Origin of the sequence: Thermoleptolyngbya sp. C42_A2020_037 (assembly GCF_015272455.1) — a bacterium.
GTDB lineage: Bacteria > Cyanobacteriota > Cyanobacteriia > Elainellales > Elainellaceae > Thermoleptolyngbya.
Genome location: NZ_JACYLP010000045.1, coordinates 185,191 through 211,221, shown reverse-complemented (window position 1 = coordinate 211,221; position 26,031 = coordinate 185,191). Strand labels below are relative to the sequence as shown.

Below are 26,031 nucleotides of genomic sequence, written 5' to 3'. Positions count from 1 at the left end.
GTTTGTGGCAGCTTTGGAGGCAAGATTACCCTGCCGAAGCTTGCACGCCGAAACTTGCACCTCAACGGCGACACTAACTTACCCGCAGCCCGTCTGATCGGCGCAGCACCGCTAGGTCTTCCTCATCCAGTTCTGCGGGGATGCCGCTGCGGATTAGTTCGGCAAAGTCTTCATTAGGCACCATGATGCACAGGGCATACAGCCGCCCCGGCCCGGTGTTTTCAATTTCATGCGTGCCCGTTGCGGGAACCAGAATGCTATCTCCTGCGGAAATATCCACCGTCTTGCCGTCGCAAGTGGCTCTCCCCTCGCCCTTCAAGACAAAAAACATTTCCACAGCAAGCTGATGCCGATTGGGCGGCGTTTTTCCACCCACGTCAAAAATTTCTACGCAATAGGTCAGCGACATATTTGCACTGATCGGGTCAAATACGATCGCCAGTCGATTTGTATCCTGTGGACTAATGCGAAACGCCTGATAGTCCTTGGGCGTTTTGATCACCGGAATGACACAGGTTTCGGTAGTCATGGGTAGGCAGGAGGGATAGGGTATAGAGTGACAGGATAAGGAGTGACCGGGAAAGATAAGAAAGCTTGTTCCCACCCTCCAAAAACTTACTTCACGGCATCCAGAATTGCGTGAGAGTGAGTAACGAAGCCAAAGCACTGATTCACGTTGTAGACTGTGGCTTGCCAGCAGTATTCGGGCGACGTGGTGGCAGTGCAATCGCTAACCAAAATGCAATCGTAGCCAAGAAAGTTGGCATCTTGCAGCGTGGTCATGACGCACTGATCAGCATTGACCCCGCCAAAGAACAGGGTCGTCCGCCCCAGGTTTCGCAAAATGCTGTCGAGCGGCGTGTCCCAAAAGCCGCTCATGCGATACTTATCGACTTTGATATCTTGCGGCAGTTGCTCCAGTTCGTCTACGACGGCAGCGGCCCAGCTATCTTTTTGCAGGACGGGTGCGCCGTTTTTGGGCAGGGGGTCGCCCAGCCCCACGCCATCGCCAGAACTGTTGTAGACGTGGCGCAGTCCGGCGCTGATGTTGAGCAGGTCGGGTCGGTTGCCCCAGTTGACCCAAAGGATAGGCACGTCGAACCCACGCAGCACGGGCAGTAGACCTTGCAGCGGGCCAATGGGGGCGCGGGCGGGGGTCACATCTACGCCGATATGTGCCAGCCAGCCGTCGGGATGGCAAAAGTCGTTTTGCATATCGATGACCAGCATGGCCGCTTTGGCCAGATCCACCCGCAGCGTTTTGGTGTCTGCTTTGAGCGAGATCGGGCGGGGCGACAGTGGTGGGCGCGTTAGATCAGCATTGTGGGCATCGACAAGCCAAGCGTTGGGCGGCGTGCCAAGCGATCGCATAGGGAAACCTCGTCCAAAGTTGTTATGACAAGCCAGTATCGACTAGTCCTACGATAAAAGGCGATCGCCTTCAGTATTCACCGACACTTCTGCGATTGGCAGATTTGCACCACAAAGCTTAATGTGCCGCGCTGATTTTAGATTTCTAGATTGCCGGTTTTAGATATGGAATTGGGGATTTTGCACTGCAAAACCAGGGACAGGCTCTCTTGGCTTTGTTCCCAGAGCCGATCCCCGCTCCTCAACCCCTCAAGCCTACTCCCCGCAGTAGGCAATCAAATCAATTTCGACATCGCCAAAATCTGCCAGCGCCGACACGCCGACTGTGGTGCGTCCTGGCAGTCGTCCTGCTTCAAAGTACGACTTGTAGATATCATTCACTGCATCGTAGAAGCGAAAATCGGTGACAAAAATCCGCGCCATCACGACCTGGCTAAAGCTGCTACCCGAAGCCTCCAGCACCATCTTCAGATTTTCCATCACCCGCACTGTCTGCTCCTCAATGGGGCCGCGCACGACCTCGCCAGTCTTGGGGTCTTCTGCGAGTTGCCCCGTCACAAACAGAAAATCGCCTGCCCGCACGGCATGGCAATAGGGCGCAACACAGGGTAGACCGTCGAGGGTGATGTACTGAAGCATAGTTGGGAACGGGTAGATGAGAAGACAAACAGAATATAGTTTTGTAGGCAGTAATCCAGAGAATTTATTAAATCTGACTTAAATCCGACTTAAATCTGACCTGGATCTAGTTTTAATCACCAATTACTCAAAGCACTGGATATTTTGAACGGTTTATACCCATTTGCAACTTGAAAGTTTGCGCTTGAACGCTGGAACTTACAAAGTTGGAACTCAAAAGTAACTGCATTCTCCTACAAACATCCGGTCACTCTATCGCAAAACGAGCATCCCTTGAAATAGGTACTTTACGGAACTCGCGTGCGTGCCGCAGGCAAGAAATGTCATAATCCTGCTGTGCAAAGGTCAGCATTTTTGAAAAGTTTTGGATGCTTTTGCGAATGCTGTTCCAATCTCCTCTGTAATAACCCCAAGGAGGATTGAGGCAGTTGGCGAATTTTTGATACGGTGTTTTTGCAGCGCGTGAGATATGCAAGTGGTTACGAAGTCTCGTCCTGTTCAGGACAGGACAATCTCACCCTGCAAGAAAAGGCAGTATGCCATCTGCCAAGCCGAGGGACGAAATTTTCTATACAGCGATTCTGAGGGTTAAACCATTGACAGGCTATACGATTCGGCAGGCATGGATTGCAAGTGAAACGGGTTACGACACAGTAGACGTACAAATTGAGGGCGGGCAAATTGCGAAGATTGCTCCCCAGCTTGACCCCGTGGGAACCGTTGTGGATGGACGCGACAAGCTCTTGTTGCCAGGGTTTGTCAATGCCCATACCCACTCCTCGGAACTGTGGCAGCGGGGGGCAATTTTGCCTTATCCCTTGGAGCTATGGCTGGCGGAACTCTACGACTTTGCGCCTGCCGATCCGGAGCAAGTCTACCTGAGCGCTATTGGTACGGCGGTGGAAACCTTGCTCTCTGGGGGCACCACCGTTGTCGATCACCTGACCATCATGCCGGGTCAAGAACTGGAAACCATTGGCGCGGCGGTGAAGGGCTATCGCGAGGCGGGCATTCGCGCGTTTGTCGCGCCGCTGATTCAGGATCAGTCGCTGCCCTCCAGCATTCCCACGGGAGGAACTGCCCAGGTCTACGAGCCGTATGCCCGCACAGCCCAAGAAACGCTAGAGATGATGAGCGAGGCGATCGCCCAGTTTCATCGTCCCGACGACGGTATCTATATTGTGATGGCTCCGACTGGGCCCCAGCTTTGCTCTGACGAACTATTTGTTGGGTGCAATGAACTGAGCGATCGCCACGGACTCTGCCGCCACACCCACCTGCTAGAGAGCAAAGCCCAGAAGCTCCTGGCCGAGGAGAAATATGGCTGCACCGCCGTGGAATATCTGAAACGGCTGGAGTTCCTGGGGCCACGCACCTCCCTGGCTCACTGCATCTGGCTTAACGACCAAGACATCCAGCTTCTCGCCGCCACAAACTCCACCGTCGTCCACAATCCCCTCAGCAACCTGCGCCTGGGCAGCGGCATCGCGCCAATCTTGAAATATCGGCAGGCCGGGGTGAACGTCACTTTTGGCTGCGATGGCTCCGCCAGCAATGACTCCCAGGACTTGCTCGAAGCGATCAAAATCGGCTCTATTTTGCACAACGTCACCGACTTTGACTATCGCCACTGGATCACCCCTCGTCAGGCCGTCACGATGGCCTCCCTTGGCGGCGCAACCGGGCTGGGAATGCAAGACCAGATCGGCTCCCTAGACGTCGGAAAGCTGGCAGATCTGGTGCTGTATGACCTCACCAACCTATCACTGCTGCCGCGCACCGACCCCATCGGGCTGCTGGTGCTGGGTCGCCCGGTGCAGGCTGTTCATAGCGCCTGGGTGGGCGGCCGCCAGGTCATTGCCGAGGGCAACATGACGACGGTAGATGTCCACCATCTGCGTCAGGAACTCTTTGCCCGGAGCCAGTGGGATTTTAATCGAGAATCGCCAACTCGGAATGCGCTGGAGTCCCGGTATCGCGACGTAATGGGATTGCAGGGGGGATAGGCTGGCAGGGCGATGGAGCCTGGGGCAGGCTGATAGAACCTGATTCAACACTTCATCACTCCCGCCTGCCGATCACAGAACTTGACACGTCATCCCACGTTTGTTGCGCTAAAGTTTCTGAATCGGAGTTTGTGCAACATCCTGGGATTTCGTCATGCTAGGCTTTTTCACCAAATCGGATTATCTACTGCGAGAAACGCTGCTGGGGCTACGGCGGGGCGGCTGGATGAACTGGGCCGCCATCAGCACCATGACCGTGTTGCTGTTCCTATTTGGCATCAGCTTGCAGGCATCCTGGCAACTGGAAGGGTTGCTCAATCAGTTTGGCAGCCAGCTTCAGGTGTCCGTATTCCTCCAGTCGGGAGTGCAGGCCAACATGCTTGCGCCCCAGGTGCAGGCAATGCCGGAGGTGGCAGAGGTGGTCGCTGTGTCTAAGGAGGAAGCCTGGGAGCAATTGGTGAAGGAGTTGGGCATCTCCGATATTCGCGGCGCGACGCAGCAGCTCAATGGCAACCCGCTGGTGGACGAGCTAAAGGTGCGGGCGCGGAGTTCTGAGAGCGTGGCAGTCTTGGCGCAGCGGCTCGAAAAAACGCCAGGCGTGGATGCGGTGCAGTATGTCGATGAGGCAGTGCGCCGGATTGCTCAACTGCATCAGGGCTTGGGCTGGATCAGCGCGGGGATTATTACCGTGCTAACGCTGACGGCGATCGCCGTTCTCACCACCACTATTCGTCTTATCGTCATGGCCCGCCGCCGCGAGATTGAGGTCATGCAGTTGGTCGGCGCAACCTCTGCCTGGATTTATCTGCCGTTTATTTTGCAGGGCTTGGCGTTTGGCGTGGTGGGGGCGATCGCCTCCTGGGGCCTCATTTCGGGCGTTCAGGGCTTTATCCATGAACTGCTCAGCCAGCAGGCAGACTTCATTCAGTTTTTGACCGAAGGACTCCGCCTCAGCCCAGAAAAAGCGCTTATCTTGCCGCTAGCATTGCTGGCTCTAGGTAGCTCCGTTGGGCTGCTCGGCAGCCTGTTTGCAGTGCGCCGTTTCGCCACCCGTTAGAAGCCCATTCGCCAGCAAGTAGAGCCTTTACTTCATCGCTATTCTATAGAGCAATCCAGATTTCCGTATCGCCTGAAGCAGCAATTGCCACACAGGCTCAAACTCGCGACGGATTTTTGTTTTTGAACGGGCTTTATGATTGCTTCAGAATGACGGCTTCAGGCTAGAATGCTATGTGGGTCATGACTTAACACTTAAATTTTCGAGGTCACCATGAAGTTGATTGCTCAAATTTCACGGAGTCTAAGTCTTGCCCTCTTCGCGCTTGTGCTGATGGTTGGCAGCTTCGTGGCAGTGGTTTCTCCCGCCGCAGCTGAGACCTTCACCGTCAAGATGGGAGCCGATAGCGGCTTGCTCCAGTTTGAGCCTGCCAATATCACTGTTCATCCTGGCGATACCGTGAAGTGGGTGAATAACAAGCTCCCTCCCCATAACATTCTGTTTGATGACAAGCAAGTTCCCGGCGCTAGCAAAGATTTGGCCGATAAACTGAGCCACAATCAACTGATGTTTTCTCCTGGCGAGTCCTACGAGATTACCTTCTCCAGCGATTTCCCTGCCGGAACCTACACCTACTACTGCGCTCCTCACCGGGGGGCTGGCATGGTGGGCAAGATCACGGTTGAAGGCTAGTTTCCCTTGCCGTAGCTCTAAAATGTGTGGCGCTTGACGCACGTCTACACATGGCTTGCTCTAGTCAAACGCTAGTCAAAGTCTAGTCAAACTTGATTCAGAATTAGGGCTTGTGAGTCCAGTTGGGTTGATGGTTGTCATCGACCTTTCTTGGAGCACAAGCCTTAATTGTTCTTTAACTGTTGGAGAGAATACTCCGGCAAGTTTTGATGCACCTTAAGCAATATCGTTCGCAATAGATATTCCCCCCTGAGCGTCCCCATAGTAGAGTACTCGGTATGAGTTAGCCGGAAAATTTCTTGTGGTTCCCTTAAACGACGACAATCCAACCCGAATCACCCCCTATGTCACCTACGGGTTGATTATTGCGAACGTTCTGGTCTTTTTGTATGAGATTTCGCTGTCGCAGCCAGAGCTAGAGCGGTTTCTGCAAACCTGGGCAGTCGTGCCTCGCCAGCTTACGGCAAGCTTCGGAGATGGCACAGCAGCCATCTCTCCGACTCCTGTTCCAGAGTGGGTGACGCTGTTTACCTCCCAGTTTCTCCACGGCGGCTTTTTGCACCTGGCGGGCAATATGCTCTACCTGTGGATCTTCGGTAACAATATCGAAGACAAGCTGGGGCATGGCAAGTTCTTGGTTTTTTATCTGGCCTGCGGGGCACTGGCGGCGTTGTGCCAATGGTTTGTTGCGTCGGGATCAGAGATTCCGTCGCTGGGCGCGAGTGGGGCGATCGCCGGAGTGATGGGAGCCTACATCTTGAGATTTCCTAAGGCGCGAATTCTAACGCTGGTGCCGCTGGGAATTATTTTGATTCCCTTCCGAATCCCGGCACTGCTGTTCCTGGGTTTTTGGTTTGTGATGCAGGCGTTCTCGGGTCTGGCCAGCCTAAACGTGACCACTGCGGCGGAAACAGGCGGCATTGCCTACTGGGCCCACGCGGGCGGCTTTATTTTTGGCATGATTTTGGGGCCGCTGCTGGGGCTGTTTAGTGATGGCACTCGCGAGTTTCGTTGAGGCGCGTGTGGGTCGAGCTAGGATAGGGAGAGAAGGGAAAGAACGAAGAACGAAGAGGGAAGAACGAAGAGGGGAGAGCAAAGAGGGAAGAACGAAGAGGGGAGAGCGAGGTTTTTGGGGGTGCTTAGTCGCCTGATTGAAGTTCGGAGATCCGGCTATGTATTTGGAGCGGGCGATCGCTATACTGCATGAAAGTACCTTTACGAGGGTGCTGTTTTAGAATTGCGGAGAACAGGGTGACGGCAGATTCGTGGCGTACTTGGCGATTCCCGGTTTTCCTGTAGACAAAACTAGACCATATTTTTAGACCATACTCCTTAGACAAGTCCAGACAAGTCCTATGACCTCTTACGCAACTGCTTCTGCCAGGGCCGATTTGAGCGAACTGCGCCGACTGAAATCGCTGCTGCCGCCTGAGTTGCGGAGCTGGGTAACGATCGAAGCGTCGCCTGGAGTCAATCCGCCGCTGATCACCAGTGAGGAGATTGGCAAAGATCAGGTCGAGGTTCAAGTCGATCTGGCCAAGTGGGATGCGCTGGCGCTGGATCAGCGAAACCTGCTGTTCTGGCATGAGGTGGCCCGCATCCAAAACGACACCATTCCTAAGGATGGCTGGGAAATGGCGGCTCTGGCCATCGGCTTGGGCGGCGCGGTCGGCGAACTGTGGGTTCAAGATGGGCTGCTGCTGCTTTTGGCGCTGGGGTTGTGCGGCGTGTCGGGTTGGCGGCTCTATGCCCGAAACAATGGCGAGAAGACGCTGCGAGAGGCAATTGAAGCGGATGAAAAGGCGATCGCCCTGGCCACGCGCTTTGGCTATTCTCTGCCCAATGCCTACAAGAGCCTGGGCAGTGCGCTCAAGATTCTGGTGGAGCAAAGCAAGAACAAGAAGGAGCGCCGCCGCTATGAACTGCGTCTGGACGCGCTGAAGAAGAGCGCTGCTAAGGCAAAAGCTCGCTCGAAGGGAGAAGCGTACTAAGGCTTTGCGACGCTTGACGGCTTCGGTTTGACCCGTGAGAAACTTGTTAAAAAGCTTGTAAAAAATGCGATCGCCTTTCATGAGTGCGATCGCATTTTTTTGCTTTCTCTTTTTGGCAGACCTTTCTGAGTGCTTAACGGCAGCCTTACTTGTTAGAAGCCGTTTCAGAAAGCTGGTAGGCATTTTCCAAGTCTGCAATGGACTTAGCCGGCGTGCCGCCCCACATTGCCGTCAGCCAGCCCGACAGCAGCGCATCCACCGAAAACAAGCCCGCACCGTTGATGGTGAAGAACAGGAACACGGCTGCATAGAGCGTCGAGAGTTCCAGGTAGGGAATGCTCAAGCCCGCCACCTTAACATGGTGATACATGGCAACCAGCATCGTCGAGAACAGGCCCAGCGCAGCGGGGCGAGTGAACAGGCCTAGCGCCACCAGCGGCGATGCCAGCAATTCGGTGTAGGCAGCGAGGTAGCTAAAGAAAATCGGGAACGGCAGCCCAATCACTTTGACGTAGGCTTCCGCGAAGCTGGGAATGTCGGACAGCTTATCAAGTCCGTTATGAATCATCACCACACCAGCAATCACACGAAGCACTGTCCAGGCAAGTTGTGAGGGATAGTTCGGCGTGAGGTTTGGACGGAGGACGGCGGACAATAGCCCGGTGGCACGCTGGATTGTATTCATAGGGGGTGCGACTGGAGGTAAACGAGATTAAAGTGGATACATATCTTCATTAAGTAATATAACGAAAATTAATAGTCAAGACCAGTTCCCAAATGCAAATTCTTAGTGAGATTTCCCCACCTCGAATCTGCATCTTGCATGAACTCTATTGCAAGGCGGCATTGCAAGGCGGCATTGCAAGGCGGCCCTATTGAACGGCAGACTGACTCAACGGCGGCCCTACTGAACGGCAGCCCTTAAGCTTCAAGCACCCAGCCCAAATTCCAGCCCTTTGGCACAGTCGCGGCCTTGGCGTTTTGCGTCCTGCAAGGCTTTCTCGGCGCGTTGCAGAACGCTGCGGGCGTTGCGATCGCCCCTGGGGTCTTGCTGCGCCACCCCAAAACTAACGGTGACCGAAACCGGCCCCGCCGATGTGTCAAACGGGTGGCCATGAATCGCATTCAGCAGACGCTCGGCCACGTCTAGCGCGGCAGTCAACGAGGTGCGCGGCAGGATAATGGCAAATTCTTCGCCACCATAGCGGTAGGCTAGCGTGCCCTGACGCAACTGGCGACGCAAGCGCTGAGCCAACTGGCTCAAGATTTGGTCGCCGACGCTGTAGCTGTAGGTCTCGTTAATCAGCTTGAAATAGTCAATATCGCAAATAATCAGGCTAAAGGGCGGCTGCACTGTCCACAGCGCTGGACGACTAAGCTGCTGAAGCTCCTGGTCGAAGGCTTCGGCATTGAGCAACTGCGTCAGCGAGTCGCGCAGGGACGTTTGGGGAACCATGACTTGCAGCCGCAGCGCCGTGGTTTGCCGATGGGAATCATGGTGGTGTTGGGCGCTGGCGAGGGCGATCGCCGTATGATCTGCCACCTGTCGCACGGTTTGCACCTCATCCAGGGCATACCACCGCACTTTGAAATAGTCGAGCAGGCAAATCGCGCCAAAGAAATCGGACTGAATCAAAACTGGAATCAGCAGGGCAGACGTTGCGCCCATTTGTTGCAGCCAGTGTTGGAGAGCGCCAGAAGTCGCATCGGGGCGAACCGTCAAATAAGACGCACCACCGTCTAAGAAGGTGTCGATGACGGGCTGCCAGACCTCGCTGCGCTCCAGATGTTCTAGCGCAGGCAACGCAACCTGCGATCGCTCCCAGTGAGCCACTGGCGCAACGCCTGTCGCCTGGAGACGCATCACCAAGCAGCGATCGCCCATCAGCCCCTGGCCTAACTCAGCGGCAATTTGCTGCAAAATGTCATCTGTTTCCAAACCAGAATTCAGCAGGTGGGCAATCCGGCCCATCAGGGCGATCTGTCGCTGCGATCGCTCAAACTTTTCTCGCCACAGCAGCGAACTGTAGGTCAACCCAAGCTCATTGGCTAGCCGCTTGATCAAGCTAACGTCGTGAGCCGTCCAGCCCTCTAGTTGATTGACATCGGGAGAGGCTCCCGTCGGCGGCACAATCGCAGCAGGATTGCTGAGTTCCAAATCTGCGGCTGGGTCAGAAGTGGTCGAGTCTTGAGGCGATCGCCGGACTTGCAGCAGTAGTTGCAGATTGCCGCGAGTCCCGCTGTAGGTTTCTGGGGTGAATCCATCCACATCAAACGCCTGCGCCAAAATTGGCACGATCAGGTCACCTGGCTCTAGCTGGGTCAGCCGGGGCGCGTCGAGTTGGTCAATCAGCCATGCCGGAAAGTCCCTCGGCACGTAGCAGGCGATCGCCCCCTCATCCTGCGCGGGCTGATCAATATCAGAATCGGCATCCGAATCGGCGAGGTTAGGGACAGCAGGCTCTACCCCAGTAGGCTGAACCTCCACATCATGGAGCATGGCCCCTGCACCCGGTGAACCATACACGCGGGACTCACCCGGTTCGCCCTCCAGAGCCGTCCACAGCAAACACTCAACCTGGAAGTAGGAGGCGATCGCCTGAACGGCCCTTCGCAGCAGCAAGTCGGTGGGGCTTCGGAGAGCGATCGCCCGCTCCTCAAGGCTGACCAGTTGTTTTAAGGGTTTCACTTTTTCACCAAACGGTCTGCGCCGCTCAAAGCGCAGAGGACAAGGAAAAACGCCCAAACTCAAACCCGAAACCTCAAACTGCGTCCAAGCACTCGCTCACAAGGTCACTGAGCTAACTACCTGGCTAATCGCCAAACCGGAACCTGTGTACAGCATTTTTGAAGCTAGTGAGGCACACGGATGGTCAATAAGCCCTTGCCTCATGAGGGCAGCGTGTGCCTCACCCCGCAAGAAAATGCTGTAGCACTTAAAGCCTAGCCTCAATCGCAATTCTGCGGCATCCTTCGATGAGGGGGTATCAGTATCCTCCCAAAGGATGCAGTCCTGTGCATGTGCCGTGCCACCTATTCGTCTTTAATCGTTGGATCTTGTTTGCTTTTTGGTTTCATATTGTTAAGCGAAACAGCCGCCGCTTGCGACAAAATTTTGTGAATTTCATCTGGTGTGAGATCACGCGGCGGAGGTGCAGCTTTTTGGGGCTGTGCGGCGGCCTGGCGCGGCTTATCCGACCAGCCACATTTCATGCAAACCTGACGACCCGAAGACTTCAGCGGCGGCCCCAACCGATGCTGGCATTTTGGGCAATTGTCGAGTGGCATAGGCAATTGACAGCAAATCAACGAAACACATCAGTCAGAGCAACCAGGATTAACGGCGAGGGTAAACCAGCCTGCCCAGTCCAGTCTGCTAAGACTATCCTTGCTTAAATCATAGAATAGCCTCCCGACGCGGCAGGCTGCTTGAAATTTAGAATGCTCCAATACCCCATAACCCACTGCCCCATAAAAGGAGAAGGCTCGTCTCAGTTGGCTAGGAGCCGCAAGACGAGCCTCACACTTGTAGTTTTCACACGGATCTCAAAACAATTGAATAGTTGGGATTGATCTTGGGATTCGTCGTTGAACATACCTGCTGAGAATTGCGTTTGAGAAAGGATTGAGAGAACGCCGTTTCGCCTTCTCTCAGTTAACTTTCTCTCAGGCAAGCTTTCAGGCAAGCCTTGCTCAATCAACCCAGAGGACTTATTGCTCGGCGCTGCCCACCAATTCCAGGCTGTCGGGATCTACGTAGTGACAAGTCGCGTCATCCACGCAGATCAGCGCCCAACCCGATTGGTCAATGCCCATGAACTTGTATTGACCTTCCTGGATGAAAAAGCCCTTGTGATTGCGAGTATCCGGCTTTACTTCGACATTGTCATGCGACATAGCTGCCAACTCCTTGAATATGAATATGCTTTGTAGGCGATAAGTCATAGCCGAAACTTATCACCGATTTCATGAAATCTTATCATCCGCCTCGCTGAATCATAGTTAAAAGTCTTGAGGAAAGATTGCGTCTTCTAAATAATTAAATGATTGTGTAAGTGCCCCAATTCAAAATGGCAAAACCTCCATCCTCTATCGGGTTGAGCAATATTAACCCGGCAGAAAATGGAGGCAGTACAGCAGTTCAAACTATTAAGCGTTGTAACTCAGCTCTCGAACAACCACGACTGGACGCGCTTTAGGCTCTTCCAGTCGGGGCGGCGGCTTAACCCTTCTTTAAAGTTGCCTTCGACTTCTTCCTTGAGTTCGGGAGCGATCGCCACGATTTGCCCCGCGATTTCCACATGCTCCCGCACGCCCTTGCTGGCGGTTTCCAGCATGGCGATCGCCAGATTGACTCGCGCCTGTGGGTCTTGGGGGTTTAGCTTGACGGCTTTTTGAGCAGCCTTCTGGGCAGGCGTGGGCTTGCTGTCTAGCAGGTATAGCCACGAGAGGCAGGTCCAGGCGGCGCTACTCTTGGGCGAGCGATCGCACACTTCCTTGAACAGCGGAATCAGAACGTCTGGACTTTCACCAGCCTGATAGCGCTGCACCCCCTGCTCAAACAATTCTTCGACGGTCAGTTCGGTCATGGTTTAACGGATAGTTGCTAACTTAGGAGTTCTAGCTTAGGAGTTCTAACTTAGGAGAACGACTTCCCACAGCCGCAGGTTTGGTTGGCGTTGGGATTGGTGAACTGGAAGCCGCCGCCAATCATCGCGTCGCTATAGTCCAGCACCAGTCCGTAGAGATACAGCATACTCTTGGGGTCGCAGACGACCTTAAACCCGTCATAGTCAAACACTTCGTCGGTGGGCTGGATGTTGTTGGGATCTTCAAAATCCATCATGTAGGACATGCCAGAGCAGCCGCCCTGGCGCACGCCCACCCGCAGACAAAGATCCTTGCCCTGCTTTTCGCGCAGTTGCAGCACATGCTGAAGCGCTGCGTCGGTCATCAAGATACCGCGCTGTTGGGATTGTGGTGCTTGAGTGGTCATGGGCTTGAAGCTCTCCTTGGCGAGGTAAATGAACTTCTCAAACGTTTCCAGAAAGACTTGAGGTAAAGACACGCAAACGGCTCACAGGTCGGTTTTAGCGCTGCGAGCGTGAATTTATGCTAACAAAACCTGGGTTCTTCGGTCTGCCGAATCATCTAGGATTAGTATCATTTAGCATCTAGATATGCCGTATATGCCGTTGAGCAGGCTTTCAATAGCTAAGTTTTCAAAGACGGTGTATTCAGTTTGCAGAATCGCTATATCTACCCAGCCCCACTGGGCTTGCTCTGGTTAGACTATGACACCATTGACTCCTTCCACTCGGCGACGGCTGCAACAATTGCCCCAGCTTTCTAGCGTGTGGGAGGGCGATCGCCGGACGCTGATGCCAGAGATTGCCGAAACCCTTGATGCCGGCGATATGCAAGGGGACTGTATTCTCTGGGTGGATGGGGTGGAAGAAGTCGTGCGGGCAATGGATGTTGTCCCTAGTGAAACTGGCTCGGAAGCCATCGTGCGGGCCCTGCTGCGGGCGATGGAAAATCCCCACAGCGGCAGCGCCCGGCCCGGGCGACCCCAGCGCATTTTGGTGCGCGATCGCGAGCTTCAGTTTTTTCTGCGCGGCGTGCTGCAAGGCCTAGATATCGCCGTGGAATATGTCGCTGAGTTGCCGATTATCGACGAAATCTTCCACGGCTTGCAGGATGCTGCCCGCCAGCGCCCGCCGTCGCTGCCCCCGGACTATGCCAGTGCTGTGCTAAAAGCAGCCGCAGAAATCTGGCAGGATGCCCCGTGGGAAAACCTAGATGAGGAGAAGATTTTTGCGGTCGAGCTGAACTACGGCGATGTGGGCACGCTCTACATTTCCATCTTGGGGCTGATGGGCATGGAGTTTGGCGTGTTGATGTATCGCTCTATCGAATCGCTCAAACAGTTTCGCCAGCAGGTGCTTGCTGCCGAAGATTCGCCCCGCGACTTGCAGCAGGCCTTTTTGCAGCAGGACTGCCTTTTCCTCACCTTTGACCCAGCAGACGAGGAATTTTTGGACAACGGGGATGGCCCCGAGTTGCACCCGGAGGAGTTGGGAGAGTTGCGCCTGGAAGCGTTGGGGGAGATGAGCGAAATGATTCCGACCTTCGGCAATCTGCACCCGCTGGAGGGAATGCGGTCGGTGCTGTATGAGGAGGAGGCGATCGCCGTTTTGCTCACCCTCCAAGCACTCCACAAGTTTTTTGGGCAGCACCTCGATCGGCTCAGCCCAGAAACCTTTCCGGCGTTGACCAAGAACTATCGCCTGCCCGATCCCAAAAATCCCAAAGCAAAAGTCTCGGTCAAAGTGTCTACCCTGCCCGATGTAGCCGCAGAACTGGCAGAAATGTCGGGCAGTGACCCTTCCGACTATATGAACTATCTCAACTCGCTGGGGGTCTTGGAGGATGAGTCGGAGCCAGTGCCCGTCTTGCTGGACGACCTAGTGCCCAAAGATGCGATGTACAGTCTGGGGGCAATCCCAACTACGCTGGTCGAAACGCTGCGCCTGAGCGTGTCCCATCACCAGCCTGGCCCCGCCCCACTCCCTGCCAAAGCCAGCGAGTTTCCCGTTATCATGATCCAAACTTCGCGCCCCAAAGCGAATGAACTGCTGGCTGAAATTCAAGCGTTTGGCGGCGTGAAAGGCATTTCCTTCAATCCTGGCGAAGACCCGTCTAGCCAGAGTCACTTCGACCTCGCCATTTTGCACACCAACGATGGCAAGATGCATCTGCTGGGCGAGTTTCGTGACCGAGATCCGGTTCACCTTGCAGCGCGGCGCAAGTGGGATCAGCGCTGCAAAAAAACCAAGGGACAGTGTGGGCTAATTGTGGCAATGGGGCTGACGGGCAAATCTCGCGGCAACCCGGCTCTGCAACACATGCTGGGCTTTTTTGAAGCGCGATCGCTCTCCTCCGAAGAAGTTGGACTGGGGACGCTCCAGCTTCTACCAAGACCACTTGACGAGTTTTAGCCCACCAACCTTTAGCCCACCAAGTCTGTCGCTTAACAGGCAATCAACAGGCTTGACAGGCGTGCCCCTGTTGCCTCTGAATTTCCACCTATGGATGGGGGCATCGCCTCGGAATCCCTTCTGCCTAAAGAACTGTAACAGTTCCTCAAGAATTTGATTCGGGGGTTCAAACCCAGTGATACGATGCGTAAAAACTGTTCAGGGAAATACTTTTCATGACAGAGACGCTTACTGGACAAACGCCCAAATTCGGCGGCAGCACCGGCGGCCTGCTGAGCAAAGCTGATACTGAAGAAAAATACGCCATCACGTGGACCAGCCCCAAGGAGCAGGTCTTTGAAATGCCCACGGGCGGCGCGGCCATCATGAACCAGGGTGAAAACCTGCTCTATCTGGCCCGCAAGGAGCAGTGCATCGCGCTGGGTGGACAACTTCGCACGAAGTTCAAGCCCAGGATTGAGGACTACAAGATCTATCGTGTTTATCCCAACGGTGAGATCCAGTACCTCCATCCGGCCGATGGCGTGTTCCCCGAAAAGGTGAACCAAGGCCGCCAGCAGGTGGGCACGGTGATGCGAAACATTGGCAGCAACCCCGACCCTGCCACGGTCAAGTTCAGTGGACGGAATACCTTCGATCCTTAGGCGATCGCCCTTGGTCTGTCCTCATTTCTGGTCTAAACTTCTTAGTTTATTTCTGTCTAATCTCTATAGGTTTTCGCGACGGGGCAGGCTCAGGTCTGCCCTCTTTTTTTGCGGGTTTCCTCTTAGAATGGGGGGTCAGAGGTTAGGGAGTGGTCGGCAGGGGGAAGTTCCGCCTTCACCCCAACCCTTGCTCTCTCACCGGTTTCTAATCTCCTCACCCAACCCCTTATTACTCCTTTCCCAATGATCCTCCCTGATTTTCAGCTCTTCACCGAACTCGCCGCTCAGGGCAACTTTGTCCCGGTGTATCAGGAGTGGGTCGCCGATCTGGATACGCCGGTGTCGGCGTGGTTTAAGGTGTGCGCGGGGCAGCCCTACAGTTTCTTGCTGGAGTCGGTGGAAGGGGGCGATCGCGTCGGGCGCTATAGCTTTGTCGGCTGCGACCCGCAGTGGGTGCTGGAGGCGCGGGGGTCTCGTACCGTGCAAACTCATCGGGATGGCGCTCAGGTCGCCTTTGAGGGCGATCCCTTTGAAGCGCTGTCGGCCTGTCTGGAACCCTATTGCCCCGTGACGCTGCCGCAGCTTCCGCCAGGAATTGGCGGGTTGTTTGGTTTTTGGGGCTACGAGCTGATCCACTGGATCGAGCCACGAGTGCCTGTGTTTGCTGCCCAGGAGGACGACACACCGGACGGGCTGTGGATGCAGATCGATCACCTGCTGGTGTTTGACCAGGTGCAGCGCAAGATCTGGGCGATCGCCTATGCCGATTTGCGCGACCCGGCAACTGATTTGCAAGCGGCCTATGAGCAGGCGGGCGATCGCGTTCGGCAGATGGTAGACAAGCTGCAACTGCCGCTGGCAGGCAAAGACACGATCTTGGAATGGACCCCACCGAGAAAAGATGCGGGCGCAAAGGTAGACGCAGGAGCTTTGCCACCCGACTACCGCAGCAACACGACGAAGGAGCAATTCTGCGCCAATGTGGTCAAAGCAAAGGACTACATCCGCGCGGGAGACATCTTTCAGGTGGTGATTTCCCAGCGGCTTTCAACGCAATATCGCGGCGATTCCTTCTCGCTCTATCGCTCGCTGCGGCTGATCAACCCTTCGCCCTACATGGCCTATTTCCACTTCCCCACCTGGCAGATTATTGGCTCTAGCCCAGAGGTGATGGTGAAGGCAGAAAACGGCGAGGGCGGAAGAATTGCCACGGTGCGCCCCATTGCGGGAACCCGGCCGCGCGGCAAAACCCCCGCCGAAGACAATGCCTTTGCCGAAGATTTGCTGCAAGACCCCAAGGAAATTGCCGAACACGTCATGCTGGTAGACCTAGGGCGCAACGACCTAGGGCGTGTGTGCAGCAGCGGCACGGTGCGCGTGGATGAACTCATGGTGATCGAGCGCTATTCCCACGTCATGCATATTGTCAGCAACGTGGTAGGCTGCCTCGCGCCCGGAAAAACCGCGTGGGAACTGCTGAAGGCCTGCTTTCCCGCAGGCACCGTCAGCGGCGCACCCAAGATCCGCGCAATGGAAATTATCCATGAACTGGAGGGCAACCGTCGCGGGGTCTACTCTGGAGCCTATGGCTATTATGACTTTGAGGGGCAACTGAATACGGCAATCGCCATCCGTACAATGGTTGTTCGCAATCAGCCCGACGGCTCCTCGATTGTCAGCGTGCAGGCAGGCGCAGGCCTCGTCGCCGACTCTGACCCCGAAAAGGAATATCAGGAAACCCTGAACAAGGCGCGGGGAATGCTAGAGGCAATCCGCTGCTTGCGACAGAGCTAGGCAATCGGGACTGGGCCAGGAGTCAGGGGTGAGGCCGATATCGATTTTGGATTTGCGGTTTTGGATTTGTGATTTTGGATTGTTGGTCAAGCCTCTGAAAGCTTCCAGCAATTCTGTTCGGCTCGCCACCTCAGACCATTAATCTAGTTAATCACCTGCGCCTGGGTGCTGATGGGTTCGGCAGCAGGGGCGGCCAAGGGTGTGGGCAGCGCGACGGGCTGCGCGGTGGCGGAGGGCAGATGTTTGGCGGCTTGCTGCACCAGGGTTTGCAAAAAGTCTGTGCGCTGGTTGTTTTGAAAGACGGCTTTGATGGACTGAATCAGGCGATCGCGCTTCAGGACAAATTCGCCCGCCGGGGTCGCCGTTGGGCTTTGTTCTTCAAAGTAGGCAACTAAGCTGAGGCCAGCGACGCGGGTCAAATACGCCGCACTTACACCTTGCAGCGCCCCGCCCACAGCAAAGGTGGCCAGATGGCTCTTCAGCAAGGGGGCGATCGCCTGGGTAGACACTTCCACTAGCCCTAGCTTCAGCATCACTTCGGCCATGGTGGTGGCGATCGCCTTGGCTTGCTCCATTGAGAAAGCCTGCTGATACACCGTTCCCAAGTCCATCACCATCTGCGCGTTGATGGCTCCGGTCGCTACCAAGTCGAGGCTGGGCATCGGCGTGGCAAAGGCAGCCGCGCCCGCAAGCCACTGCGCCTGCTCGATCATCGGCATCGCGCGATCGCGCCGCAATTGATTGAGCGCGGCCAGGATCTCGGCTTTCAGTGCAGTGGCGCGGCGCAGGGTCGTATTCAGCACCAACTGCGGCCCCGCAACGGAGACGATTCCCGTCAATCGCTCGGTCAGCGCGGACAGATCCGGCGCGGGCTGCTCCAGTGTTTCTTGAATCGTGCCATCGGGCTGATGCTGGCGCACTTTTAATGGTGCAGGCGCAGCGGCAATGGCGACGACTTCCTGCACCGGAACCTGACCCAGCAGCCGCTCTCGAATTTGCTGAAGAATCAGCGGGCGATCGCCCGGTAGGTACTGATCCTGCTTATTAAACGCCAGCACAATTCGCTGCTGCTGGCGCGACAGTTCCTTCAGCACTTGAAATTCCGAATCGGTGATGTCACCCGCTGTCACAAAGACCACCAAATCAGCCGCCGCAGCCAGGGCGACTTCTGATGCGGCATCTAGCTCATCGAACAGCGCAGGCGTATCGGTCAGCGTCACTGTTTGGGCAATATGGGGCAACCAATCGGCAGTGAGGCGCTCGGCAAGCGTGGTTTTGCCAACGGACTTGCCGCCGATCAGGGCAACATTCAGCGCGTCACGGTCTAGCTCGGTTCTCAGGAGGGCGAGGCGGTCGCGCCAGCGTTGTGGAGTAATCTCGCGCAGACTGGGTTGCAGCGACAGCATAACAGTGCTACGGGTCGGGCTGTTGGAGGTTGTCGCCGATTCTCGCTCTAGCTGATCCAGCAGCGGCTCTAGCGCCTTCAGCGCTTGCTCAACTGTAGTGCGGTCTAGCGGAGCCGTGGTGTCCAACTCTGGCGCGGGCTGCTGTTGCCGAAACCACCACAGGCCGCCGCCGAGGGCGATCGCCCCCCAAACAATCGTTTCGCCCCAATGCGCTCCGGTAGGATGCCCTAATTGCAGCAACCAGGCGCTTGCCGTCAACCCCACACTCCCCACCACCAACGGTCGCCGAATCTTAGGAACCATGCTCGTTTCACCGCTTTCGCATCACCTGTTCTATTCTACCGGGCTGGCTGAACGCGCTGGGAGTGTGGAGTCCTCTACAAAATCAGGCAGCTTTCCCCTGAAAATCGCAAAAAGCGGGGAAACTGAGTCATACAAAATGGGTCATAGAAACAGATTGTTTTTTAGTCCGAAAAATTAAAAAGAGAAGCCAGCCTTGATGCTGACTCCTCTTAACCTAGAAACCCATTACAGGGATCAATTTGGTGGCGGGAAGTGGATTTGAACCACTGACCTTCGGGTTATGAGCCCGACGAGCTACCAGGCTGCTCTATCCCGCGTCGCCTTTTCAAGTATAGCGAAAGATTGGCGGGCGTGGCCAGGTTTTTCAGAAAACTCTTGGAAACCTCTTAGAAAACTCGCTGCGACTCCTAATTAACCTAGTCAGGGTGGGGCTTTTGTTGAACAATGTGGGAGTGTGACGGAGAGGGCGATCGCATCTGATTCGACCAGCCCACTCGTCTTGTTGGTTTTCACCTGTTGATGTTTATAAGCAAGGAGGACAAAGGCAATGACCCAAGCCGCCAACCCGACCTCCAGCAGCGAGCTGCGTGACATTGTTCGCGATCAGCTTCAACTACTGCTGGAGCAAAAAAACTACGAAGGCGCAAAGATGCTGCTGGTTCCGGTTCCTCCTGTCGATATTGCCGAAGCGATTCAGGGATTGTCGAAGCCAATGCAAATGCTTGCGTTTCGCCTGTTGAGCAAGGCGGAGGCGATCGCCGTTTATGAATATCTCGACAGCGATGTTCAGCAATCTCTTCTCGAAGAGTTTCGCGATCAGGAAGCGCTCGACATCGTAGAGAGCATGGCTCCAGACGATCGGGCCAACCTGTTCGACGAAATGCCCGCGAACCTGGTGCGGCGAGTACTGGCCCAACTCGACCCCAGCGAACGCCAGGCCACGGCACTGCTGTTGGGCTATAAGCCCGACACCGCTGGCCGCGTCATGACTCCCGAATTCATTTCAGTGCGGGCCGATATGACCATCAGCCAGGCCCAAGAGCGCATTCGAGAACTGGCCCGTGACAAAGAAGTGGCTTACTACGTCTACGTCACCGATCCAGTCAAGCGGCTGTTGGGCACTGTGTCGCTGCGCGATCTGATTTTGGCATCGCCCGATCAGCGGGTAGAAGACGTGATGGAGCGCGACGTGATCTTTGCACGAGCCGATGTAGACCAGGAAGAAGTGGCGCGGCTGATTCAGCGCTATGACCTGCTGGCACTGCCGATTGTGGATCAGGAGGGCATTCTGCTGGGCGTGGTAACCGTGGACGATGTGATCGACATCTTAGAAGAGGAAGCGACGGAAGATATTTACGCTATCGGCGGCGTGCGGGCTGAAGGCGAAAGCTACTTCGACAGCGGCTTTTTGTCAATCTTGAAAAAGCGATCGCCCTGGCTACTGGTGCTGGTGGTGACAAACATTGCCACCGTGTTCATCATGTCGCAGTACGAAGAGGTGCTGGACAGCGTGGTGGAACTCGCCTTCTTTACGCCGCTGCTAATCGACACGGGCGGCAATATCGGGGCGCAATCTTCTACGGTGCTAATTCGCGGGCTGAGTACCGATGAGCTGCGAAACAAGAAGCCTACACGGGTGATTTTGCGAGAACTGTTTGCTGGGGCCGCGCTGGGGCTGGTGTTGGCAGTACTGGTGTTAGGCATTGCGATGGTATTTGTCGGCAAGATCGAGATTGGGTTGACCGTGGGACTGAGTTTGATTGCGATCGCCGCATTGGCTGCTACTGTCGGTACACTTCTGCCCTACCTGTTCCACAAAATGGGCTTTGATCCGGCATTCATGGCATCGCCCTTTATCACCACAGTCGCCGACATCCTAGGCATTTTAATCTACCTCAACATCGCCAGACTCCTGCTCAACATTGGCTAGCTCTCTCCGGCTGGATATCTCTAACTAGCTATCCCCAGCTAGCGCTCTCCGGCTAGTAACTCTGGCTAGCGCTCTCCAGCTAGACAGCTTCAGCCACGCTTCTACGCCCTTGCAAAAAGTTCATATCCTCAAACACAGCGAACTAATCATAGTATGATTGCTATCAATGGGTATTTGATGATTGAATTAAGTCTATAGTTTTGGCTCGCTCCAGACAGCATGGGTTGAAGCCATTGCCGCAGGGATTGGGCTGCGGCGGGGCTAAAGGGGTCAGGCTTGATTTGGACAAGGAGGATGCTGTGTTAGAGGCCTTTGTAATTGCCACCATTTTGTGTGGGTTCTTTGGCATCGTCTTCAAAAAGAATCTGGTGATGAAAATCATCTCGATGGATGTGATGAGTACGGGCGTGATCGCCTACTACGTGCTGATTGCTTCGCGAGAGGGCTTGAAAACGCCAATTCTGACCGAGGGACTGGACAGCGCAGCAGGAACAGCCTATGCCGACCCCGTGCCCCAAGCCGTGATTTTGACCGCAATCGTGATTGGATTCTCGATCCAAGCGCTGATGCTGGTTGGCATCATGAAACTGGCGAGAGACAACCCCATTTTGGAGGCCAACGAGATTGAAAGGGGGAACACGCCATGAACCATCTCGCCGGCCTCTTGGAGGGGTTCAATGGGTGGATGAGCGGGTTTTCGTTTAGCAGCCCGATTGCCACAGATCTGAGCATTAGCAACGCCACGATGAGTCGTTTGACCATTGGCTGGGTGGCGTTGCCGCTGTTTGCTGGATTTGTGGTGTACCTGATACCCCGTCTGGCTCGCCCTCTGGCGCTGGCAGCAGCACTCGCCTCTGCGGTTTACGCCACACTGCTGTTTTTGCGCGAAGTGCCGCTCAGCTTTGGGCTGCTGGATCGGTTTGGCGTGACGCTGCTGCTCGACCCGCTCAGCGGATTTTTCATTTTCACCAACGCGCTGGTGACCGCAGCCGTGATTCTCTACTGCTGGGATACAGGCAAGTCGGCGTTTTTTTATACTCAGCTCACGATTTTGCACGGCAGCGTCAACGCAGCGTTTGCCTGTGCTGATTTTATGAGCCTCTACGTGGCGCTGGAGGTAATCAGCATTGCAGCATTTCTGCTGATTGCCTATCCCCGGAGCGATCGCTCGATTTGGGTGGGCTTGCGCTATCTCTTTGTCAGCAATACAGCAATGCTGTTTTACCTGATGGGGGCGGTGCTGGTCTACCAAGCGAATCACTCCTTTGCCTACAGCGGGCTGAGCCGTGCGCCACTAGAGGCGATCGCCCTGATTTTTCTGGGGCTGCTGGTCAAGGGCGGTGTGTTTGTGGCAGGGCTGTGGCTGCCACTCACGCATTCCGAATCAGAATCGCCTGTGTCGGCGCTGCTGTCGGGCGTGGTGGTGAAGGCAGGGATTTACCCGCTGATGCGCTGCGCCCTGCTGCTGCCGGAAATCGACCCAATGGTGCGGGTGTTTGGCGTGGGGACGGCGCTATTAGGCGTGGCCTACGCCGTGTTTGAAAAAGACACCAAGCGCCTGCTGGCGTTTAGCACTGTCTCGCAGTTGGGTTTTGTGCTGGCGGCACCGGAGGTGGGCGGCTTCTATGCGCTGACGCACGGACTGGTGAAGTCGTCCTTATTCTTGCTGGCAGGCAACCTGCCCAGTCGCAGTTTCAAGGAGCTACACCAGGTGCCGATTCGCAGGTCGCTGTGGATTGCGCTGGCGATCGCCAGTTTCTCAATTTCTGGGTTTCCGCTGCTGTCGGGCTTTGGCGCAAAAGTGCTGACGATGAAAAGTCTGCTGCCGTGGCAGGTCGTTGGCATGAATCTGGCAGCCGTCGGAACGGCGATCGCCTTTGCAAAGTTTATCTTTCTGCCCCATCGCTCATTTCCACCAGACTCCCAGAGCCAGCCGCTCAAGCCCGGATTTTGGGCGGCGATGCTGGTGCTATTGGGTGGATTGGTGCTGGCTAATGCGGTCTACTACGAAGCGTATACGGTCGAAAATATCCTGAAGCCGCTGCTCATTATTGGAATTGCCTGGATTGCCCACAAGCTGATCTTCCGGCAAGCCAATGTCAAACTTCCCCGCACGGCTGAAAAGTTCGAGCATTTAATCGGCGGCATGAGCTTAATGTTAATCCTCGTATTCTGGATGGTCTTTGCATGGGTGGCAAACTAGCTCGGCAGCTTATCTTAAGGCTCACAATTTGGTTTTTGCTCACCGCAAATTTGAGCTTGGCAAATATCGTGATCGGCGTGACTGTGGCGCTGCTGCTGCCCCGGGGTGATACCGGCCGAAACGACCGCCTCAGCGAATGGCTGCGGGTGTTGTTCAAGGTTTTCGCATCTATTCCTCAAGCCTATGCCGAAGCCTTCGAGATGATTCTTCGTCCCCACAAACGGGAGGAAATTGTCTTGCAGCATGTGCAGCCTCGGCGATCGCCCCATCTTCTGTTTCTAGACATTTTTCTGATTACCTTCACACCCAAAACCATTGTGTTGAAATATCACGAAGCGGGCTGGTTTGAAGTGCATCGTGTAACGCGAGGAGGGCAATCATGAAGCTCATTCTCCTAATTATGCTGGTGGCGTTGCTGATTCCACTTTATGAAGCATGGCAAGACGATAATATCTGGCAAAAAATGTTAGCTTTTGCCAGCATCGCCACCAAAACCTCAATCATGATTTTGATTGTGTCGATCTTGCAAGACGACTGGATGATTGGTGTAGTGGGTGTGCTAATTCTCAGTGTAGGAAATGCGGGCTTGATGCTGCTAGCTCACGTCATCAAGCGGCTGAATGATTTGTCACAAACCCTCTAGAAAATCTCCAGAAAATCTGTCTAAACGTCTGCCTAAAATTGCCTTGCCGCTGATTGGAAGCCTGCCATGACCAACATTCCAGTTGTGAGTACATTGATAGACCTTTTGAGCTATGGCTGCATCGCGCTGGGGCTGGTGTTTTGGTTTTGGGGAACCTGGCCGCTGGTGGGCGATCGCTCAGTTCTCTACAAACTGCACAGCCTCTCGATCGCCGATACGCTGGGATCGCTCAGCATCGTCTTTGGGCTGCTGCTAAAAATTCCCCGCGAGTGGCCGCTGTTGCTGCTGGCCATCTTCTCATTGGCGCTATGGAACACCATGCTGGGCTATGTTCTGGCCTATTGCGCCAGCGACCTGCCCGCCGAAGAACGCTGGGGAGAAGCTGTAGAGCCGTTTAGCAGCATTACGAGTAGCTTGACGAACGAGCCGCAGACTGATCGGGGGGACGCATGATGCCACACAGCATATTCGGACCCCACGACGAATACGTGTACGCAATTACGGCGCTTCTGCCTCTGTCCGCTGCCATGCTGGTGTTTCAGGTGAATCCCTACCATGCGCTGGTGATTCGCGGCATCCTGGGCGCAGTGGCGGCGCTGGTATACACGCTGCTGGGCGCAGCAGATGTGGCGCTGACGGAGGCAATGGTGGGCACGATGCTGGCGGTAACGCTTTACGCGGTGGCCGTCCGTTCCTCAATGGTGCTGCGGCTGGGCGTGCTAAAGGATGAGGCGATCGCCCTTCGCCTGTTTCCAGAAGCATCTGACCAACCCTCCAATCCATCATCGCCATTGCCGATTGAATCTCCCCTCAAGTCGCTCATCGATGACCTCCGGATCACATTTGGTAAATACCACCTGCGACTGGAGCTAATTCCCTATCTCAGCCCGGAAGATTTGCAGCAGGCGCTCCTCGAAAAGGAGGTGCATCTCACCTGCACCCAGCTTGAGGCAGACGACCCATCTACCCCGCACGATGTCGCGGTCAAGACGGCCTACCAGACGGCCACGCGCCTCCGCCGCATCTACGACATCTTGCAAGCCGAGTTGCCGTCCTCCCCAGCGATCGCCTACGTTGGCCCACCCACTCCCGGAGCAAAGCAGCCATGATCTGGATTTATCTGCTGGCAGGCGTTGCCATTTTTTTGAAAATCCTGCTGATGCCCCAGCCTGCCCCTAGTGAACTGGAGTTCTCCATCGTTGAAGCCATCGTGCAAGATAGCGGCGTGCCCAACGCCGTCACGGGCATCATCTTTCGCAATCGGCTCTACGACACCATCTTTGAAGTCGTGGTGTTCACCATTGCCATCATGGGAGCCTACTTTTTGCTGGCAAACGAAAAGCCTTCGGCCAAGTTTCGCCGCTTTACCGACGAACCCTCCATCGTGCTGGCACGGTTGGGCGCGACGATCGCTGCCCTAGTGGGCATTGAACTGGCGATTCGCGGACACCTCAGCCCCGGCGGCGGCTTTGCGGCTGGTGTAGCAGGCGGCACGGCCATCGGACTGGTGGCGATCACATCCTCTTCCGAACTGATGCAGGGCATCTATCAGCGCTGGCACACTGCCCGCTGGGAAAAAGTCTCGGTGATGATTTTCATCGTGCTAGCTGTGATGACGCTGGTGGGACTCGAACTGCCGCACGGCGAACTGGGCAGCCTGGTTAGCGGCGGCGTGATTCCCATTCTGAATATTTTGGTGGCGCTGAAAGTGGCGCTGGGTTCCTGGGCAGTCATCTTAGTATTTATCCGCTATCGAGGTTTGCTGTAGCAAGGCTGAACAATCAAGGCTTTGAGAGTCAAGTTCTTGTAATACAAGCAAAGAGCCGATTCCAAGTTGAGAATCGACTCTCTGCAACAACTCTAGCCTGAATTTTTATCTCGAAGCCTCACCCTTCGCTCTCGATTGCTGGGAAAAAACTTAATTGTGAAGGGCGATCGCCTGTTTCTAGAACAGACGCTTTCAGTAGCAACGACGAGAAGATGAAATCTTAGTCGATGGACACTGCTTGCACATCGACAGGCGTGTCCGCAGACGCAACCTGCTCAGAATCCACCACTTCTTTCTTGTTTTTCACGCGCTCGATCAGCAGTTGAGAAACTTCTGTGAACAGCAGCGTGATAATGATCGCATCATCAATTTGACCGATGATGGGAATGAAATCGGGCGCGATGTCAAACGGCATAACGATATATGCAATCGTGCCTAAGATAATCCACCAGCGGTATTTGGGATTGCGAATGACATCGCGATACCAGTCGTAGAGACTTTGCAGGGAGAACGCCATCGGGAATGTCCTTTACTCAACATCTTCATTCTGCGAGATTGTGCCTGCGCTGTAGAGTGGGAAAAACCGTCTGCGTTGGGATAGGAACCCCACCCACTCTCGGTCTAGCTCCGCAGGAGGATGCG

The 26,031-nt window shown here is 55.2% G+C and carries 26 protein-coding genes, 1 tRNA gene and 1 pseudogene; 16 read left to right on the top strand and 12 right to left on the bottom strand.

Going from position 1 to position 26,031, the window contains the following annotated elements; all coding sequences use genetic code 11:
- Positions 1-73: 73 nt before the first annotated feature.
- The 3 genes from IGS16_RS14925 to IGS16_RS14915 all read right to left on the bottom strand — a co-directional run bounded on the left by IGS16_RS14925 (position 74) and on the right by IGS16_RS14915 (position 2,010).
- Positions 74-529: a cupin domain-containing protein gene (locus IGS16_RS14925; RefSeq protein ID WP_068514764.1), complete on the bottom strand. Its 456-nt coding sequence runs from the start codon at positions 527-529 to the stop codon at positions 74-76.
- A gap of 86 nt (positions 530-615) precedes the next feature.
- Positions 616-1,371 carry a cysteine hydrolase family protein gene (locus IGS16_RS14920; RefSeq protein ID WP_297086712.1) on the bottom strand — a complete coding sequence of 252 codons (756 nt, stop codon included), beginning with the start codon at positions 1,369-1,371 and terminating at the stop codon, positions 616-618.
- Positions 1,372-1,626: 255 nt separating this feature from the next.
- The gene (locus IGS16_RS14915; protein ID WP_297086709.1) at positions 1,627-2,010 is read right to left on the bottom strand and encodes a RidA family protein; all 384 of its coding nucleotides are present in this window, start codon (positions 2,008-2,010) and stop codon (positions 1,627-1,629) included.
- Between the two features lie 536 nt (positions 2,011-2,546).
- On the opposite strand from IGS16_RS14915, the gene IGS16_RS14910 reads away from it, so the two are divergent.
- The 5 genes from IGS16_RS14910 (at position 2,547) to IGS16_RS14890 (ending at position 7,697) form a co-directional block, all read left to right on the top strand.
- A complete protein-coding gene (locus tag IGS16_RS14910) occupies positions 2,547-4,016 on the top strand; it encodes an amidohydrolase (RefSeq protein WP_297086708.1) in 1,470 nt (489 codons plus the stop codon).
- A 154-nt stretch (positions 4,017-4,170) separates the two neighbouring features.
- Complete coding sequence (locus IGS16_RS14905; protein ID WP_297086706.1) at positions 4,171-5,073, top strand: ABC transporter permease; 903 nt, start codon at positions 4,171-4,173, stop codon at positions 5,071-5,073.
- 213 nt (positions 5,074-5,286) lie between these two features.
- Complete coding sequence (gene petE / locus IGS16_RS14900; protein ID WP_297086704.1) at positions 5,287-5,706, top strand: plastocyanin; 420 nt, start codon at positions 5,287-5,289, stop codon at positions 5,704-5,706.
- A 301-nt stretch (positions 5,707-6,007) separates the two neighbouring features.
- A complete protein-coding gene (locus tag IGS16_RS14895) occupies positions 6,008-6,721 on the top strand; it encodes a rhomboid family intramembrane serine protease (RefSeq protein WP_297086702.1) in 714 nt (237 codons plus the stop codon).
- Between the two features lie 340 nt (positions 6,722-7,061).
- Positions 7,062-7,697: a DUF3318 domain-containing protein gene (locus IGS16_RS14890; RefSeq protein ID WP_172355067.1), complete on the top strand. Its 636-nt coding sequence runs from the start codon at positions 7,062-7,064 to the stop codon at positions 7,695-7,697.
- 145 nt (positions 7,698-7,842) lie between these two features.
- Here the strand turns inward: IGS16_RS14890 and IGS16_RS14885 are convergent, their stop codons facing one another.
- The 6 genes from IGS16_RS14885 to IGS16_RS14860 form a co-directional block, all read right to left on the bottom strand.
- On the bottom strand, positions 7,843-8,382 hold the full coding sequence (locus tag IGS16_RS14885; RefSeq protein WP_297076726.1) for a DoxX family protein: 540 nt from the start codon (positions 8,380-8,382) through the stop codon (positions 7,843-7,845).
- 243 nt (positions 8,383-8,625) lie between these two features.
- Positions 8,626-10,386 carry a diguanylate cyclase gene (locus IGS16_RS14880; protein WP_297086700.1) on the bottom strand — a complete coding sequence of 587 codons (1,761 nt, stop codon included), beginning with the start codon at positions 10,384-10,386 and terminating at the stop codon, positions 8,626-8,628.
- A gap of 344 nt (positions 10,387-10,730) precedes the next feature.
- Positions 10,731-10,910 (bottom strand): hypothetical protein, encoded by a 180-nt coding sequence (locus tag IGS16_RS14875; RefSeq protein ID WP_068514734.1) that lies wholly within the window; start codon positions 10,908-10,910, stop codon positions 10,731-10,733.
- Positions 10,911-11,408: 498 nt separating this feature from the next.
- Positions 11,409-11,594: a hypothetical protein gene (locus IGS16_RS14870; protein WP_172355073.1), complete on the bottom strand. Its 186-nt coding sequence runs from the start codon at positions 11,592-11,594 to the stop codon at positions 11,409-11,411.
- A gap of 266 nt (positions 11,595-11,860) precedes the next feature.
- Positions 11,861-12,286 carry a M48 family metallopeptidase gene (locus tag IGS16_RS14865; protein ID WP_068514727.1) on the bottom strand — a complete coding sequence of 142 codons (426 nt, stop codon included), beginning with the start codon at positions 12,284-12,286 and terminating at the stop codon, positions 11,861-11,863.
- Positions 12,287-12,336: 50 nt separating this feature from the next.
- On the bottom strand, positions 12,337-12,693 hold the full coding sequence (locus IGS16_RS14860; RefSeq protein WP_068516864.1) for an iron-sulfur cluster assembly accessory protein: 357 nt from the start codon (positions 12,691-12,693) through the stop codon (positions 12,337-12,339).
- A gap of 298 nt (positions 12,694-12,991) precedes the next feature.
- Between IGS16_RS14860 and IGS16_RS14855 the strand changes: the two genes are divergently transcribed.
- The 3 genes from IGS16_RS14855 (at position 12,992) to IGS16_RS14845 (ending at position 17,136) form a co-directional block, all read left to right on the top strand.
- Positions 12,992-14,698, top strand: coding sequence for a hypothetical protein (locus tag IGS16_RS14855; RefSeq protein WP_297086696.1), 1,707 nt, complete (start codon positions 12,992-12,994; stop codon positions 14,696-14,698).
- Between the two features lie 215 nt (positions 14,699-14,913).
- Positions 14,914-15,342, top strand: a complete 429-nt coding sequence (locus tag IGS16_RS14850) for a photosystem I reaction center subunit II PsaD (protein WP_297086694.1) — start codon at positions 14,914-14,916, stop codon at positions 15,340-15,342.
- Positions 15,343-15,585: 243 nt separating this feature from the next.
- Positions 15,586-17,136 carry an anthranilate synthase component I family protein gene (locus tag IGS16_RS14845; RefSeq protein WP_297086691.1) on the top strand — a complete coding sequence of 517 codons (1,551 nt, stop codon included), beginning with the start codon at positions 15,586-15,588 and terminating at the stop codon, positions 17,134-17,136.
- 143 nt (positions 17,137-17,279) lie between these two features.
- On the opposite strand, the gene IGS16_RS14840 is transcribed toward IGS16_RS14845, so the two are convergent.
- Both IGS16_RS14840 and IGS16_RS14835 read right to left on the bottom strand, forming a co-directional pair.
- On the bottom strand, positions 17,280-18,845 hold the full coding sequence (locus IGS16_RS14840; RefSeq protein WP_297086689.1) for a DUF697 domain-containing protein: 1,566 nt from the start codon (positions 18,843-18,845) through the stop codon (positions 17,280-17,282).
- 240 nt (positions 18,846-19,085) lie between these two features.
- Positions 19,086-19,162 (bottom strand) — tRNA-Met (locus tag IGS16_RS14835).
- 230 nt (positions 19,163-19,392) lie between these two features.
- Between IGS16_RS14835 and mgtE the strand changes: the two genes are divergently transcribed.
- The 8 genes and pseudogenes from mgtE (at position 19,393) to IGS16_RS14795 (ending at position 25,389) form a co-directional block, all read left to right on the top strand.
- Positions 19,393-20,775, top strand: coding sequence for a magnesium transporter (gene mgtE, locus IGS16_RS14830; RefSeq protein WP_297086687.1), 1,383 nt, complete (start codon positions 19,393-19,395; stop codon positions 20,773-20,775).
- A gap of 299 nt (positions 20,776-21,074) precedes the next feature.
- On the top strand, positions 21,075-21,422 hold the full coding sequence (locus IGS16_RS14825; protein ID WP_297086685.1) for a cation:proton antiporter subunit C: 348 nt from the start codon (positions 21,075-21,077) through the stop codon (positions 21,420-21,422).
- A 98-nt stretch (positions 21,423-21,520) separates the two neighbouring features.
- On the top strand, positions 21,521-22,978 hold the full coding sequence (locus IGS16_RS14820) for a cation:proton antiporter (protein WP_297086903.1): 1,458 nt from the start codon (positions 21,521-21,523) through the stop codon (positions 22,976-22,978).
- A complete protein-coding gene (locus tag IGS16_RS14815; RefSeq protein ID WP_297086683.1) occupies positions 22,963-23,361 on the top strand; it encodes a Na+/H+ antiporter subunit E in 399 nt (132 codons plus the stop codon). Before IGS16_RS14820 ends, IGS16_RS14815 begins: the two co-directional genes overlap by 16 nt.
- A complete protein-coding gene (locus IGS16_RS14810; protein WP_172355091.1) occupies positions 23,358-23,621 on the top strand; it encodes a hypothetical protein in 264 nt (87 codons plus the stop codon). Before IGS16_RS14815 ends, IGS16_RS14810 begins: the two co-directional genes overlap by 4 nt.
- Before the next feature lie 93 nt (positions 23,622-23,714).
- Positions 23,715-23,972, top strand: a pseudogene (locus IGS16_RS14805) (monovalent cation/H(+) antiporter subunit G); the annotation flags it as partial.
- Between the two features lie 101 nt (positions 23,973-24,073).
- A complete protein-coding gene (locus IGS16_RS14800) occupies positions 24,074-24,730 on the top strand; it encodes a DUF4040 domain-containing protein (protein WP_367185798.1) in 657 nt (218 codons plus the stop codon).
- Complete coding sequence (locus IGS16_RS14795) at positions 24,727-25,389, top strand: Na(+)/H(+) antiporter subunit B (RefSeq protein ID WP_297086680.1); 663 nt, start codon at positions 24,727-24,729, stop codon at positions 25,387-25,389. The genes IGS16_RS14800 and IGS16_RS14795 overlap by 4 nt, the downstream gene beginning before the upstream one ends.
- A 220-nt stretch (positions 25,390-25,609) precedes the next feature.
- Here the strand turns inward: IGS16_RS14795 and IGS16_RS14790 are convergent, their stop codons facing one another.
- Positions 25,610-25,906, bottom strand: a complete 297-nt coding sequence (locus tag IGS16_RS14790) for a YkvA family protein (protein WP_068514707.1) — start codon at positions 25,904-25,906, stop codon at positions 25,610-25,612.
- Positions 25,907-26,031 lie beyond the last annotated feature (125 nt).